Origin of the sequence: Nocardioides sp. NPDC047086 (assembly GCF_040643685.1) — a bacterium.
In the GTDB taxonomy this organism is placed as follows: Bacteria; Actinomycetota; Actinomycetes; order Propionibacteriales; family Nocardioidaceae; genus Nocardioides.
This window is the reverse complement of record NZ_JBEYUV010000021.1, coordinates 1-15054: the sequence shown is the minus strand read 5'-3', so window position 1 is coordinate 15054 and position 15054 is coordinate 1. Positions and strand designations below refer to the sequence as shown.

The window sequence follows — 15054 nt, the reverse complement described above, 5'->3', positions numbered from 1 at the left end:
GGCGTGCCTTCCGCTCTGCCTCCCGGCGATCCTGCCCCCACCGACGGGTCGCTGCCGGCCGAATCGCTGAGCACGCTGGGGGAGAAGGGCCTGGGCTTCTACGTCCACGTCCCGTTCTGCACGGTCAGATGCGGCTACTGCGACTTCAACACCTACACCGCGGTCGAGCTGGGCCCCGGCGTGAGCCGGCAGACGTACGCCGACCAGGCCATCGAGGAGGTCCGGCTGGCCCGCCGCGTGCTCGGCGAGCGTGACAAGCAGGTGGACACCGTCTTCTTCGGCGGCGGCACCCCGACGCTCCTCCCGGCGCAGGACCTCACCAGCATCCTGACGGCGATCAAGGACGAGTTCGGTCTCGCCGGCGACGTCGAGGTGACGACCGAGGCCAACCCCGACTCCGTAGACCTGGACTACCTGCGCACCCTGCGCGAGGGCGGCTTCACGCGCCTCAGCTTCGGCATGCAGTCGGCCGTCCCGCACGTACTGAAGACCCTCGACCGCACCCACGACCCCGAGCGCGTCCCGCTGGTCGTCGATTGGGCACGGCAGGCCGGCTTCGAGCAGGTCTCCCTCGACCTCATCTACGGCACCCCGGGCGAGTCGGTCGACGACTGGCGGGTCAGCCTCGACACGGCACTGGCCAGCAACCCCGACCACATCTCGGCCTACTCCCTCATCGTCGAGGACGGCACCGCCTTGGCCCGAAGGGTCAGAAGGGGCGAGATCGAGATGCCTGACGAGGACGACCTCGCCGACAAGTACGAGCTGGCCGACGCCACGTTCCGAAAGCACGGTCTGACCTGGTACGAGGTTTCCAACTGGGCCACCGACGAGTCCCAGCGCTGCCGTCACAACATGCTCTACTGGCAGGGTGGCGACTGGTGGGGTGTCGGCCCCGGCGCCCACAGCCACGTCGGCGGCACCCGGTGGTGGAACGTCAAGCACCCCAAGGCGTACGCGGACCGTATCGGCAGCAACCAGAGCCCCGCCCACGCCCGCGAGATCCTCGCCGAGGAGGACCGGCGGGTCGAGCGCGTGCTTCTCGAGCTGAGACTCGCCGACGGCCTCCCGGCGGACGCCCTCGACGACGAGGGCCGCGCCGCGCTTCCGGAGCAGGTACGCCGCGGCCTGGTCACCGTCGAGGGCGACACGATCCTTCTCACCGAGACCGGCAGGCTCCTCGCCGACGCGGTGGTCCGAGACCTGCTCCCCTGAGGAGCCCTGAGCATCCCTGAGTCCGGGACCTTGGTCCTGACCGAAGGATCAGGGGTGATCCTGATTGGTAAAGAGCGCTCGACAGGGGAGAGTGGAGCCATGGCAACCACAACTCTTTCCCGTCCCAGCAACGACAAATGGATCGCCGGCGTCTGCGGCGGCCTCGGCCAGCGTTTCGGCATCAACTCGAACCTGATCCGGCTGGCCTTCATCATCTCCTGCCTGCTTCCCGGACCGCAGTTCATCGTCTACATCGTGCTGTGGATCATCATGCCGAAGAAGTCGTCCTACTGACGGAGCCTCAGACGGGCTCGGTGACGAAGTCGATCAGCTCCTCGACCCGCCCGAGCAGGGCGGGCTCCAGGTCGCCGAAGGAGTTCACCCGTCCGAGGATGTGCTTCCAGGCACGGGCGATGTCGGCCTGATCGCGGTGGGGCCAGCCCAGGTGCTGGCAGATGCCCTTCTTCCACTCGATCGAGCGCGGCACGTTCGGCCAGGCCTCGAGCCCGAGCCGGGCCGGCTTGACCGCCTGCCACACGTCGATGAACGGGTGGCCCACGATGAGCACGTGCTGGCCGACCGCGGAGCGCCGGATCGACTCCGCGATCCGGGCCTCCTTCGAGCCCTTGACCAGGTGGTCGACGAGCACCCCGACCCGGCGCTCGGGCCCCGGCCGGAACGAGACGAGATGGTCGGCGAGGTCGTCGACCCCGCCCAGGTACTCGACGACGACACCCTCGATCCGCAGGTCGTCGCCCCAGATCTTCTCGACCAGCTCGGCGTCGTGACGCCCCTCGACGAAGATCCGCGACTCGCGCGCGACCCGCGCCTTGACGTTGTCCACGGCGACCGAGCCCGACGCGGTGCGGGTCGGCTTCGCGGGCGCGGTGCGGGTCACCGGGGGAGTGAGGATGACCGGCTTGCCGTCGAGCCAGAAGCCCGGTCCGAGCGGGAACGTACGCCGCTTGCCCTTCCGGTCCTCCAGGGTCAGCGTGTGCAGGTCGCGGTCGATCCGCACGATCTCGCCGACGAAGTCGGTCTCGACCTCCTCCACCACCGCGCCCAGCTCTGCGGGGGTCTCGACGGCACGCCCGTGCTTGGGCTTCTTCCAATCACCGGCCAGGACGTCGGAGCCATAGCGATCGCTCATCCGGAGAACGGTAACGGAGTCAGCAGCGAGAACCCGTGAGCACTCGCCCGAGCTGCTCGAGAACATCGTCCGGCGTGGCCGCGGTCTCCGGGAACCGGAAGGTCACGTGGTGGCCGCCGTCGAGGGTGATCCAGGAGACCTCGACGCTCTCCTCGGTGAGGTGGGAGAGGCGCACGCCCACGATGTGACGCGGCCGCAGACCGAGCCGGGCGGAGAGCGAGCGGCACAGGTCGGCCTGGTGCTCGTCGTTGGCGTGGGTCGTGATGCGGACCAGCAGATCGTCGGCGATCATAGGACTCTCCAGTGGGGCGGAAGCAGTGCAGCGAGTGACTCTAAGGTCAGCCTAACCTAAGGCTATCTCGATGGCGAGAGAAGTAATCCGTTCCACAGAATGAAGCGGCCACCGGAAACTGGTTCCTGTGACGCGAACCGGTAGGATTGGCACTCGCACGGAATGAGTGCCAGGCAGCCAGGACGACAGGGAGGGCGCAGATGCAGAACGAACGCAGGCTCTCCGTCCTTCGGGCCATCGTCGAGGACTACGTGAAGACCGAGGAGCCGGTCGGCTCCAAGGCGCTGGTGGAGCGTCACGGTCTGGGCGTCTCGCCGGCGACGGTACGCAACGACATGGCCGCGCTGGAGGAGGAGGGCTACATCACCGCCCCCCACACCAGCGCCGGCCGGGTGCCCACCGACAAGGGCTACCGCCTCTTCGTCGACCGGCTGACCACGGTCAAGCCGATGACCGCGGCCGAGAAGCGGGCGATCGCCGGTTTCCTCGACGGCGCGGTCGACCTCGACGACGTCGTCAGCCGCTCGACCCGGTTGCTCTCCCAGCTGACCCGCCAGGTCGCGGTGGTGCAGTACCCGACGCTGAGCCGCTCCACCGTCCGCCACGTCGAGCTGGTCTCGCTGGCCCCGACCAGGCTCCTCCTCGTGCTCATCCTCAGCACCGGCCGCGTCGAGCAGCGACTGCTCGAGGTGACCGAGGAGGTCTCCGAGGAGACCCTGGCGGGGCTGCGTACGCAGGTCAACGCCGCCGTGGACGGCGTCATCATCGGTGAGGCCTGCCAGGCGCTGCGCGCGATCGCCCAGCCCGAGGCCGACGCCGAAGCCCCGAGCGACGACCTCGCGACCAGCATCGCCGAGGCCCTGATCGAGGCGATGAGCGACCACCGCTCCGACGAGCGCATCTCCATCGGCGGCACCAGCAACCTGGCCCGCTTCGGCGACAGCTTCGACACCGCCGTACGCCCGCTCCTTGAGGCCCTCGAGGAGCACGTCGTCCTGCTCAAGCTGATGGGCGAGGCGACCGCGGGCGGACTGGTCACGGTGCGGATCGGCGCCGAGGGCCCCTACCAGGAGCTGTCGCAGACCAGCGTGGTCGCGACCGGCTACGGACCTGGCGACGAGGCGCTGGCCACGCTCGGCGTGGTCGGCCCCACCCGGATGGACTACCCCGGATCCATGGCGGCGGTGCGCGCGGTGGCGCGTTACCTCTCCCGGATCCTCGACGAGGCTTGAGCAGCAGACTCGATTCAAGGAAGATCAGCGAACTTCGATGGCAGGAAGACCGACGTTGGACCCCTATGAGCTCCTCGGTGTCGACAAGGACGCCGACGACGCAACGATCAAGAAGGCGTACCGGAAGCTGGCGCGCCAGTACCACCCTGACGTCAATCCCGACGCCGAGTCGCAGGAGAAGTTCAAGGAGATCTCCCACGCGTACGAGGTGCTGAGCGACCCACAGAAGCGGGCTGCGTACGACCGCGGTGGGGACCCGTTCGCGGGCGGTTTCGGCGCGCAGGGCGCGGGCTTCTCCTTCACCGACATCATGGACGCCTTCTTCGGTGGCGCCGGTGCGGGCGCCGGTGGTGCGGGGCGTGGCCCCCGTCCGCGCGTACGCCGCGGGCAGGACGCCCTCATCCGGCTCGACATCGACCTGGCCGAGGCCGCCTTCGGTGTCACCCGCGACCTGAAGGTCGACACCGCGGTCGTCTGCGACACCTGTGGCGGCGAGGGAGCCGCGGAAGGCTCCCACCCGGTCCCGTGCGAGACCTGCCACGGCCAGGGTGAGGTCGCGGTCGTGCAGCGCTCGTTCCTGGGCGAGATCCGTACGCTGCGCCCGTGCTCGGCCTGCAACGGCTTCGGCACCGTCATCCCCGACCCGTGCCGCGACTGCAGCGGCGAGGGCCGGGTGCGCTCCCACCGCACCCTGACCGTCAAGATCCCGCCGGGCGTCGACGACGGCACCCGGGTGCAGCTCGCCGAGCAGGGTGAGGTCGGCCCCGGCGGCGGCCCGGCCGGCGACCTCTACGTCGAGATCCACGTCGCGAAGCACGCCACCTTCACCCGAAGGGGCAACGACCTGCACTGCACCGCGAAGGTGCCGATGACCGCGGCCGCGCTCGGCACCACGCTCAACCTGCCGACGCTGGAGGCCGACCTCGTCGGCGAGGGCGCCGACCAGATCGACCCCGAGGACGCCTCGATCCAGATCGACCTCAAGCCCGGCACCCAGTCCGGGACCGACCACGTCCTGCGCGGCCGCGGTGTGCCCGGTCTGCGGGGCGGTCGCGGCGACCTGATCGTGACCATCAACGTGGAGACCCCCACCAAGCTCGACCTCGAGCAGGAGGCGCTGCTGCGCCAGCTCGCCGAGATGCGCGGTGAGGAGTCCGTCCAGGGCCAGCTCAAGGCGGCCCACAAGGGCGGCGTCTTCTCCTGGTTCAAGGACACCCTCAACGGGCACTGATCCACGATGACTCTCCCTGTCCACCTCGTCGAGTCGCTCGCCGGCACCCGTATCGGCGACGAAGTCGAGGTGAGCGGTGACGAGGGCCACCACGCTGTGGTCGTACGCCGCCTCCGCGTCGGCGAGGAGGTCGTGCTCACCGACGGTGCCGGCGAGGGCGTCACCGGCACGATCACGGCGACCACCAAGAAGTCGATGACCGTACGCGTCGACGAGGTCATCCTCGGCGACGCGCCGCCCGAGCCCGCGCTGACGGTCGTCCAGGCGCTGCCCAAGGGAGATCGCGGCGAGCTCGCCGTCGAGATGCTCACCGAGATCGGCGCCGCCCACATCGTCCCGTGGGCAGCGGCCCGCTCGGTCGCCGTCTGGAAGGGCGAGCGCGCGGTCAAGTCCCTGGCCCGCTGGCGGGCCACCGCCCGCGAGGCCGCCAAGCAGTCGCGCCGGCTGTGGCACCCCGAGGTCGAGCCGATGGCCACCACCGAATCCGTCGTGGCCAAGATCGAGGCGGCCGACGTCGCTGTCGTGCTCCACGAGGAGGGCACCCTCCCGCTCGGTGCCGTCCCGGTCATCGACGAGGGCACCATCCTCGTCGTGGTCGGCCCCGAGGGCGGCCTGACGGAGGACGAGATCGCCCTGTTCGAGAAGGCCGGCGCCACCACCATCCGCCTGGGCGGCGAGGTCCTGCGCACCTCGACGGCCGGTGTCGCCGCGAGCGCCGCCCTCCTGGCCCGCACCCGCCGCTGGGACTGACCGGCCGACTGACCACCGGCTGCTCGGCGTGGTGGGTTCGTCCTTCGGTGGCGCCGGGTGAGTATGGAGGCATGAGGAGCACACGTACGCGTCCGGCGGGCGCCATCATCGCTCTCGCTCTCTGCGGCGTACTGACCGCCGGGTGCGGCAGCAACGATGCCGTCGCCGAGGACCCCGAGGTGTCGACCCAGCCGTCCGAGGAGCCGTCGACGCTGCCACGGACCTCCGCTCTCATCACGCTGGCGGCGCCGGCTGAGGGTGCGACGGTGTCGGACAGCTTCGAGGCCTCGGGCACGGCGAACTCGAACGAGGCGAACGTGCCGTGGGAGATCCGCGACGGCTCCGGCGAGACTGTGCTCGAAGGCCACGCGACCGCTGAGGGGTGGATGGACAAGCTCTACCCGTGGACGACGACGGTCGACGTCTCCGGGCTCGAGCCCGGGACGTACCTCTTCATCGCCCGCACCGACGACACCTCCGACGGCGAGGGGAAGCCTTCTGAGGAGGTCGGCGCCCGGATCACCGTCGAGTAGGACATCATCGCTACCGTGATCCTCACCGAACGGCAGCTCAACCGGACCCTCCTGCTCCGCCAGCACCTGCTGTCCCGGGCCTCGCTCGCCTCGGCCGAGATGATTGAGCATCTGGTCGGCCTGCAGGCGCAGGAGTCGCTGCCGCCGTTCTTCGCGCTCGCCGCCCGGCTGGAGTCGTTCGACCCCTACGCGCTCAGCGCACAGCTCGAGTCGAGCGAGCTGGTCCGGCTCTCCTCGCTGCGCTCGACCATCCACATGCACACCGCGGCCGATGCCGCCCTGATCAGGGCCTGGACCCAGCCGGTCCACGACTTCTACACCCAGCGGGTCGAGATCGTCCGCCCGGCGGCGCAGCTGGAGGGCTTCGTGGAGGCCGCCGAGGACGTACTCGCTCTCGGGGCGCTGCCCAACGTGGCCCTCGAGGCCGGTCTGGTCGAGCACTTCCCCGGCGTGCCGGCCAAGGCGCTCGGCCTGCGGGCGCGCAACGAGCTGCCGCTGGTCCAGCTGCCGCCGCGGGGCCTGTGGAAGGGCTCGGGCGGCCTCGTCTACGACCTGCTCCCGCGCTGGACGGGTGTGCCCCCGGTGGCCGTGGACGATGTCGTCCAGACGCTGGCGCCGCAGATCGTACGCCGCTACCTGCTCGCCTTCGGGCCGGCGAGCGCCGCCGACATCACCACGTGGTCGTCGCTGACCCGGCTGGGCCCGGTGATCAAGCGGATCGAGGGCCTGGTGACGTATCGCGACGAGGCGGGCAAGACCCTCTACGACGTCCCGGACGCTCCGCTCGCCACCGGTGAGGAGCACGCCCCGGTACGCCTCCTGGGCAGGTTCGACAACGTCTGGCTCTCGCACGCCAACCGGGAGCGGATCACCGCCAAGGGGACCCGGAAGGAGTGGGGCATCGGGGGCGGCGGCGCCGTCATCATCGCCGGCGGCCACCTCATCGGCCTCTGGAAGCCCGTCGACGGCAAGGTCGAGGTCGTCAAGCTGCTCCGCGACCTCACCCCGGACGAACGCGACGAGCTTGCCGAGGAGACCTCCCGCGTCGAATCGCTGCTCGGGAGCTGACCCCGAACTATCCAGTAGGAACGGGGCGGAGCGCCCGCGTACCATGGACGTATCAGCCTCATGACGAGAAAGGGCCCGCTCCGGGCATCCATGACCGATCGACACCCAAGTCCGCTTCCGACCGACACACCGACGACCGCCCAGGTTGTCTCGGGCTCCGCTTCGACCAAGCACACCGTGGTCGTTCCGAGCAGCGTCGACATGGTGACCGTCCTCGGCCCGGCCGATGAGCACCTCGGGATCATCGAGGCCCACTTCGACGCCGACGTGCACGTGCGCGGTAACCGGATCACTCTCCACGGCGCCCCCAGCGAGATCGCGATGATCGAGCGGGTCCTGGAGGAGCTGGTCCAGATCATCCGCACCGGTCAGGGTGTGAGCGGCGAGACGGTCGAGCGGGTGATCGGCATGCTCCAGGCCGACACGACGGAGAAGCCGGCCGACGTGCTGAGCCTCAACATCCTCTCCAACCGTGGCCGGAGCATCCGCCCCAAGACGCTCAACCAGAAGCGCTACGTCGACGCGATCGACAAGCACACGATCACCTTCGGCATCGGCCCGGCGGGCACCGGCAAGACCTACCTGGCGGTCGCCAAGGCTGTCCAGGCGCTGCAGACCAAGCAGGTCAACCGGATCATCCTGAGCCGCCCGGCGGTCGAGGCCGGCGAGAAGCTCGGCTTCCTGCCCGGCACCCTGACCGAGAAGATCGACCCCTACCTGCGCCCGCTCTACGACGCGCTGCACGACATGATGGACCCGGAGATGATCCCCAAGCTGATGGCGTCGGGGACCATCGAGGTGGCCCCGCTCGCGTTCCTGCGCGGGCGAAGCCTCAACGACTCCTTCATCATCCTCGACGAGGCGCAGAACACCACGCCCGAGCAGATGAAGATGTTCCTGACCCGCCTCGGCTTCGGCTCCAAGATCGTGGTGACCGGTGACGTCACGCAGACCGACCTCCCCTCGGGCCAGCGGTCGGGGCTGCGGGTCGTCGAGGGCATCCTCGACGACGTCAAGGACATCAGCTTCAACAACCTGACCAGCCACGACGTCGTACGCCACCGGCTGGTCGCCAAGATCGTCGCCGCCTACGAGGAGCACGACGTGCGCACCCAGACGCGGGCCACTGGGGAGACGCGCGCATGAGCGAGCGCAAGCGAGCGACCACATGAGCACGGAGATCATCAACGAGTCCGAGCAGGAGATCGACGTCGAGCACGTCGCCAAGCTCGCTCGCTTCCTGCTCGAGCAGCTGCGCGTGCACCCGCAGGCCGATCTCCGGATCAAGTTCGGTGACGAGGCCACGATCACCGAGCTCAACGAGCGCTACTTCGACACCGAGGGCCCGACAGACGTGCTGTCCTTCCCCGGTGACGAGCTCCTCCCCGGCCGCCTCGACGAGGAGCCGGAGGAGGGCGACCTGGGCGATATCATCATCGCCCCGACGATCGCAGCCAAGCAGGGAGAGGCAGCCGGCCACGGCACCGTGGCGGAGATCGAGCTGCTGACCACCCACGGCATCCTCCACCTGCTCGGCTATGACCACGTGGACCCCGAAGAGCACGCCGAGATGTTCGGGCTGCAGGCCAAGCTGCTCACGGCCTGGGGCTCGTCGGCCAAAGCACCCGATTAGGAGCTCGACCCACACCCATGGACGATGCGAGGCTGCTGATCGCAGCCGCAGTTCTGGTCCTCATCGCCGGCATCTTCTCAGCCGCCGACGCAGCGCTCAGCGCCTTCTCCCGCGCCCGGGCCGCGGAGCTCGTCTCCGAGGGCCGTGCCGGCGCCAAGCGCCTGGTCGCGGTGGTCGGCGACCCCGCCCGCTACCTCAACACGGTGCTGCTGCTGCGGCTGCTGTGCGAGATCGGGGCCACGGTGCTGGCCGCGCTGTGGGCCTACGACCTCTACCAGGGCCGCTGGTGGCCGACGGTGCTCACCACGACCGCAACGATGACCGTGGTCTCCTTCGTGGTCATCGGCGTCGGTCCCCGCACGCTGGGGCGTCAGCACCACGAGGGCATCGCCCTCGCGGTCGCCGGCCCGATCGGGGCGATCACCGCCATCCTCGGCCCCATCCCGAGCCTGCTGATCATGCTCGGTAACGCGCTCACCCCCGGCAAGGGCTTCCGCAAGGGCCCGTTCTCGACGGAGACCGAGCTGCGTGAGCTGGTCGACATCGCCGAGGCCTCCGACCTGATCGAGGCCGACGAGCGCCGGATGATCCACTCGGTCTTCGAGCTCGGCGAGACCCGTGCCCGTGAGGTGATGGTGCCCCGCGGGGACATCGTCTTCCTGGAGCGCCGCAAGACCCTGCGCCAGGCGCTGTCGCTGTTCCTGCGCTCGGGATACTCCCGGATGCCGGTGATCGACGGCAGCCTCGACGACATCATCGGGATGGTCTACCTCAAGGACGTCGTCGCGCGAGACTTCGAGGCGCCGGAGGTCGAGACCACCCAGCGGGTCGAGTCGCTGATGCGCAAACCGACCTGGGTGCCCGACTCCAAGCCGGTCGACGAGCTGCTGGCCGAGATGCAGCAGCACCGCCAGCACATCGCGGTCGTCGTCGACGAGTACGGCGGCACCGCCGGCCTGATCACCATCGAGGACATCCTCGAGGAGATCGTCGGCGAGATCACCGACGAGTACGACCTCGAGGACCGCGAGCCGCTCCACCTCGGCGACGGCTCCTGGCGGGTGCCCTCCCGCTTCCTGGTCAGCGACCTCGAGGAGCTCATCGGCGTCCCCGTCGAGGAGGACGACGTCGACTCCGTACGCGGTCTGATGGCCAAGCATCTGGGCCTCGTGCCGATCCCCGGGTCCGAGGTCGAGGCCCACGGGCTCTGCTTCGTGGCCGAGGAGGCTGCTGGCCGGCGCAACAAGATCGGTACCGTACGCATCAGCGCCGTCGTCCCGGCTGAGACCGAGGCCGACGACGAGGACGAGCACAGCGAGAAGTCGGACAGAAAGAAAGAGGCCCATGCCCGAGCAGAGTGAGCCCACCGCGGAGGACCGCAAGCTGGTGACCCTGGCCCGCGCGACGCGTGCCCGCACCGGCGCGGCCGAAGGAGCAGCCGTGCGCGACCTCGACGGCCGCACCTACGCCGCTGCCACCGTGGACCTGCCCTCGCTCCAGATCTCCGCGATCGGCGTCTGCGTGGCGATGGCGGTCGCGTCGGGAGCCAAGGGCCTCGAGGCCGTCGTCGTGCTCGGCGAGGCCGAGGAGGTCTCGGCGAACGACCTCTCGATCGTCAAGGAGTTCGCGGGCGAGGACGTCCCGGTCCTCGTCGGCGACCCGCGCGGCACCCTCCGCTGAGCCCCTGCGGGCTGCTCAACTCGCTCAGCGAGCAGCCCGGTGGCCGCCGGTCGCAGCGCCCTCGGCGAGGAGCGGAAGGGTGCCCAGCTCGATGGTGACGTGGATCCCGTCCTCGTCACGGTAGGCCGTGAGGCCGTTCATGGTGGCCATGTCGACGCCCTTCTCACGCATGTGCACGACGATCTGGTCGATCGCCAGCGCGAGCCGGGCCTGGGAGACGGACTTGTTGCGCCACTTGACCTGGTTCTCGGTGAAGTAGGGGGTCGCCTTCTCGGCGAGCGTCGACACAGCGTCACGATGGGCAGCACTGGACATGGGGACCCTCCAGGGTGCACGAGATGGGGGAGCTCGACGGGAGCAGTCGGCGCTTGTGACTGTAAGCGAACGAACCTGAAAATCGAAACCCGAGATCCCAGGGCGCGAGTAAAGTGCGTGGAGTGACGGGTGAGACTGGTTGGCAACGACACACCGAGGCCGTCGAGCGGTTGACGGCCTCCTACCGCCGGATCCCTGACGGCGCTCCCGTGAGGTTGGCCAAACGCACCACCAACCTCTTCCGGGCCCGGGCGGCGACCGATGCGCCCGGTCTCGACGTCTCCGGACTGGCCGGCGTGATCGAGGTCGACGCCGGCGCGGGCACCGCCGACGTCCAGGGGATGTGCACCTACGAGGACCTCGTCGACGCCACCTTGGCGTACGGGATGATCCCGTACGTCGTCCCGCAGCTGCGGACGATCACGCTCGGTGGCGCGGTGACGGGCATGGGCATCGAGGCCACGAGCTTCCGCAACGGGATGCCGCACGAGTCGGTGCTGGAGATGGACATCCTCACCGGCGCGGGCGAGATCGTCACGACCCGTCCCGGCGACGACCTCTTCGACACCTTCCCGAACTCCTACGGCTCCCTCGGCTACGCCACCCGGCTCAAGATCAAGCTGGAGAAGGTGCCGGGCTACGTCGCGCTGCGGCACGTACGCTTCGACGACCTCGGCCTGCTCACGAAGACGATCGCGCAGATCACCGAGACCAGGACGTACGAGGGGGAGCGGGTCGACGGGCTCGACGGCGTCGCCTTCGAGCCGGGGGAGTACTACCTGACCCTGGCGACCTGGACCGAGCAGGCCACCCGACAGGTCACCGAGCGGGCGAGCGACTACGGCGGCCAGCAGATCTACTACCGCTCGATCCAGGAGCGAGAGACGGATCTGCTGACGACCTACGACTACCTGTGGCGCTGGGACACCGACTGGTTCTGGTGCTCGGGCGCCTTCGGCGCGCAGAACAAGTACCTCCGCAGGGTCTGGCCGCGCCGGCTGCGGCGCTCGGACGTCTACATGAAGCTGGTCGGCCTGGACCGGCGGTTCGGCATCGCCGACAAGCTCGACGCGCGTGCCGGACGGCTCCTGAGGGAACGGGTGATCCAGGACATCGAGGTCCCGGTCGAGAACCTTCCGACGTTCCTTGAGTGGTTCGACGCCGAGATCGGGATGCGGCCGGTGTGGCTGTGCCCGCTGGTCTCCCAGGGGACGAACACAGGAGGGAAATGGCCGACCTACCCGCTCGAGGCGGGCCGGACGTACGTCAACGTCGGTTTCTGGGGCACGGTCCACGTCGGCCCCGGTGCCGTCAACGCTCCCAAGAACCGGGCGATCGAGGCGCAGGTCCACGAGCTCGGCGGGCATAAATCGCTCTACTCCGAGGCGTTCTACGACAAGGATGTCTTCGACGCTCTCTATGACGGGGACAACCTCGCTGCCGTGAAGGCGAGGTATGACCCCGGCAACCGGTTGACCGATCTGTACAGCAAGGCGGTGAAGAGACTGTGAACCATATTGCAGAGACCATCAACGAACTCTTCGACGGTGGGCTGCCGATCAAGCTCACCGCGTACGACGGCAGCGTCGCCGGCGACAACGACTCTCCCTTCGGGATGGAGATCCTCAACCCGCGCGGGCTCGCGTTCCTGCTGACCGCGCCGGGCGACCTCGGCCTGGCACGTGCCTATGTCAGCGGTGACATGGCCCTGCACGGCATCCATCCGGGCGACCCCTACCCGCTCCTGAACCTGATCCTGGACAAGACCGACTTCAAGCGACCCAGTCCTCGGGAGACGGTCGAGATGGTGCGCGCGCTCGGGGTGAAGAACTTCGTCCCGCCCAAGCCACCGCCGCAGGAGCACCTGCCCGCGTGGCGGCAGCGGGCCGAGAACGTACGCCACCTCTCCGGTCGCGCCATCGGCGCGCTGCCGTGGACGCGGCACTCGCCCGAGCGCGACGCCGACGCGATCCACCACCACTACGACGTCTCCAACACCTTCTACGAGTACGTCCTCGGTCCGTCGATGACCTACACCTGTGCCCTCTACCCGACCGATGACGCCACCCTCGAGGAGGCGCAGGCGGCCAAGTACGACCTGATCTGCCGCAAGCTCGGGCTCGAGCCCGGGATGCGGCTGCTCGACATCGGCTGTGGTTGGGGCGGGATGGTGCGCCACGCGGCTCAGCACTACGGGGTCAAGGCGCTCGGTGTCACGCTCTCGCGCGAGCAGGCCAACTGGGCCCAGAAGGCGATCAAGGCCGATCGTCTCGACGACGTCGCCGAGGTGCGCTTCTCCGACTACCGCGACGTGGTCGAGGGGGACTTCGACGCGGTCAGCTCCATCGGGCTCACCGAGCACATCGGCGTGGCCAACTACCCGGCGTACTTCGGTTTCATCAAGGGCAAGCTGCGCGACGGAGGCCGGCTGCTCAACCACTGCATCACCCGTCCCGACAACATCTCGCGGGCGAACGCGGGGGCCTTCATCGACCGCTACGTCTTCCCCGACGGCGAGCTGATCGGCTCGGGCACCATCGTCTCCGCGGTCGAGAACACCGGCCTCGAGGTGCAGCACCACGAGAACATCCGGGTCCACTACGCCAAGACGCTCACGGCGTGGAACGACAACCTGCGCGACAACTGGGACGCCTGCGTCAACGAGGTCGGCCTCGGCACCGCGAAGGTCTGGGGTATCTACATGGCCGGCTCCCGGATCGGCTTCGAGCGCAACAACATCCAGCTCCACCACGTGCTCGCGACCAAGACCGTGGACGGTCGCTCGGGCTACCCCCTGCGGCACACCTTCTGAGGAGGAGAGTGGGCGAAAGTGGCAGGTCGGACAGCGATCCGCCTGCCACTTTCGCCCACTCTCTATGAGACGTCGGGCAGCCGCCAGACCGTTCGCATCCTCGCCTTCCCGGACTTGGAGAAGAGCGACGCCTCCAAGAGCCTCCACCACGGTCGGATGTCATCGACGGTGAGCTCTCGACCGAGCGCGTCCGTCGCTGCGCGAAGGATCAGCCAGCTGTCATGACGGACCTGACCCGCGACCCAACCGTGGCGTACGTAGCCGGACTTGGCGAGTGCCGCGTCTCGTCCGCGGTCACGGCGGTACTGCCCGCGCTCGCGGTGCTGCGCGCCGTCGTACTCCTGCAGGGTCTTGGTCCCGGTGACCAGCAGATCGGCTCGTCCGATGAAGACGCCACGGGCGTCGTGGATGTCCATCTGCGGCTCGACCTCGACCCCGCACGCGGTGTGCAGGATGCGAAGGAGGGACTCCCAGGCGGACTCTGAGCGCTGGTCGCACAAGTGCAGCGCCTCGCTCAGCCGACGTGCGCCCGGTCGCCCGGAGGATGCGACGGTCTCGAGATCGGCGAGCGTGCATTTCTGCAGGTGGAGCGCGCTGTCGAGCAGCACGACCAGGTCGAGCACACCGAGCTCACGTGCGCACGCGAGCGCCGCTTCGGCGACCGGTGCCACTCGCAGCCCGTCGAGCGAGATCGCTGCCGGTGGCTGAGGGTGTCGGCTGATCCGCAGCTCGGGCCGCCGGATCCGGACCGACGACTCATGAAGTGCGACGAAGATCGGCAGGTCGTCGGGAAGAGGCGGCAACCAGAGTTCGTGGAGTCGCATGGCGCTCAGGCCGGTGAACACGGCGGAGCCGGGCAAGACCGCTGACCAAGCCGCCAACCCCGCTCGCCAGCGGGCGTCACCGTCGAGCCCGGCCGGGACGTGCACGCCGTTCCCGATCCGCTCCCATCTCGGACCGCGCCGCCGAGGCTGACGTGGGCGGCGTCGGCCGGCGTTCTCCCGCAGACACGGCTCGGTGACGCTCTCCATGGTGACCAGCATCCCGGCGACCACCGACATCCTTGTCTGACTGGCGTCAGGAGTGGGCGAAAGTGGCAGGTCGGACAGCGATCCGCCTGCCACTCTCGCCGAGATCACCGAG

16 protein-coding genes and 1 pseudogene are annotated in these 15054 nt (G+C 69.0%); 13 read left to right on the top strand and 4 right to left on the bottom strand.

Translation table 11 applies throughout. The features are described from left to right. The first annotated feature begins 3 nt into the window (after positions 1–3). On the top strand, positions 4–1215 hold the full coding sequence (gene hemW / locus ABZ796_RS16065) for a radical SAM family heme chaperone HemW (protein WP_357338150.1): 1212 nt from the start codon (positions 4–6) through the stop codon (positions 1213–1215). Positions 1216–1314: 99 nt separating this feature from the next. Then, complete coding sequence (locus ABZ796_RS16060; protein WP_357338148.1) at positions 1315–1509, top strand: PspC domain-containing protein; 195 nt, start codon at positions 1315–1317, stop codon at positions 1507–1509. A 7-nt stretch (positions 1510–1516) separates the two neighbouring features. Here ABZ796_RS16060 and ABZ796_RS16055 read toward each other — a convergent pair whose 3' ends face one another. Together ABZ796_RS16055 and ABZ796_RS16050 are read right to left on the bottom strand one after the other, a co-directional pair. Continuing rightward, positions 1517–2365 (bottom strand): DUF3097 domain-containing protein, encoded by an 849-nt coding sequence (locus tag ABZ796_RS16055; RefSeq protein WP_357338146.1) that lies wholly within the window; start codon positions 2363–2365, stop codon positions 1517–1519. Between the two features lie 19 nt (positions 2366–2384). Beyond that, complete coding sequence (locus ABZ796_RS16050) at positions 2385–2657, bottom strand: hypothetical protein (protein ID WP_357338144.1); 273 nt, start codon at positions 2655–2657, stop codon at positions 2385–2387. A 200-nt stretch (positions 2658–2857) separates the two neighbouring features. Between ABZ796_RS16050 and hrcA the strand changes: the two genes are divergently transcribed. The 9 genes from hrcA to ABZ796_RS16005 all read left to right on the top strand — a co-directional run bounded on the left by hrcA (position 2858) and on the right by ABZ796_RS16005 (position 10784). After that, positions 2858–3889, top strand: coding sequence for a heat-inducible transcriptional repressor HrcA (gene hrcA, locus ABZ796_RS16045; protein ID WP_357338142.1), 1032 nt, complete (start codon positions 2858–2860; stop codon positions 3887–3889). 37 nt (positions 3890–3926) lie between these two features. Then, the gene (gene dnaJ, locus ABZ796_RS16040; protein ID WP_357338140.1) at positions 3927–5120 is read left to right on the top strand and encodes a molecular chaperone DnaJ; all 1194 of its coding nucleotides are present in this window, start codon (positions 3927–3929) and stop codon (positions 5118–5120) included. Positions 5121–5126: 6 nt separating this feature from the next. Further along, a complete protein-coding gene (locus tag ABZ796_RS16035) occupies positions 5127–5870 on the top strand; it encodes a 16S rRNA (uracil(1498)-N(3))-methyltransferase (RefSeq protein WP_357338139.1) in 744 nt (247 codons plus the stop codon). A gap of 71 nt (positions 5871–5941) precedes the next feature. Next, positions 5942–6403, top strand: a complete 462-nt coding sequence (locus tag ABZ796_RS16030; protein ID WP_357338137.1) for a Gmad2 immunoglobulin-like domain-containing protein — start codon at positions 5942–5944, stop codon at positions 6401–6403. A gap of 15 nt (positions 6404–6418) precedes the next feature. After that, positions 6419–7471, top strand: coding sequence for a winged helix DNA-binding domain-containing protein (locus tag ABZ796_RS16025; protein WP_357338135.1), 1053 nt, complete (start codon positions 6419–6421; stop codon positions 7469–7471). 201 nt (positions 7472–7672) lie between these two features. Next, complete coding sequence (locus ABZ796_RS16020) at positions 7673–8617, top strand: PhoH family protein (RefSeq protein WP_357338255.1); 945 nt, start codon at positions 7673–7675, stop codon at positions 8615–8617. A 22-nt stretch (positions 8618–8639) separates the two neighbouring features. Next, the gene (gene ybeY / locus ABZ796_RS16015) at positions 8640–9104 is read left to right on the top strand and encodes an rRNA maturation RNase YbeY (RefSeq protein WP_357338133.1); all 465 of its coding nucleotides are present in this window, start codon (positions 8640–8642) and stop codon (positions 9102–9104) included. Between the two features lie 17 nt (positions 9105–9121). Next, on the top strand, positions 9122–10465 hold the full coding sequence (locus tag ABZ796_RS16010; protein ID WP_357338132.1) for a hemolysin family protein: 1344 nt from the start codon (positions 9122–9124) through the stop codon (positions 10463–10465). Beyond that, a complete protein-coding gene (locus ABZ796_RS16005; protein WP_357338131.1) occupies positions 10449–10784 on the top strand; it encodes a cytidine deaminase in 336 nt (111 codons plus the stop codon). Before ABZ796_RS16010 ends, ABZ796_RS16005 begins: the two co-directional genes overlap by 17 nt. Positions 10785–10808: 24 nt before the next feature. Here ABZ796_RS16005 and ABZ796_RS16000 read toward each other — a convergent pair whose 3' ends face one another. Further along, positions 10809–11099, bottom strand: a complete 291-nt coding sequence (locus ABZ796_RS16000) for a hypothetical protein (RefSeq protein ID WP_357338129.1) — start codon at positions 11097–11099, stop codon at positions 10809–10811. A gap of 122 nt (positions 11100–11221) precedes the next feature. Here ABZ796_RS16000 and ABZ796_RS15995 point away from each other — a divergent pair, with 122 nt between their 5' ends. Further along, positions 11222–12610 (top strand): FAD-binding oxidoreductase, encoded by a 1389-nt coding sequence (locus ABZ796_RS15995; RefSeq protein ID WP_357338128.1) that lies wholly within the window; start codon positions 11222–11224, stop codon positions 12608–12610. After that, entirely contained in the window at positions 12607–13911 is a 1305-nt protein-coding gene (locus ABZ796_RS15990; protein ID WP_357338127.1) for a class I SAM-dependent methyltransferase, read from the top strand. Before ABZ796_RS15995 ends, ABZ796_RS15990 begins: the two co-directional genes overlap by 4 nt. Before the next feature lie 62 nt (positions 13912–13973). Here the strand turns inward: ABZ796_RS15990 and ABZ796_RS15985 are convergent. Further along, positions 13974–15054 (bottom strand): annotated as a pseudogene (locus ABZ796_RS15985) (hypothetical protein); the annotation flags it as partial.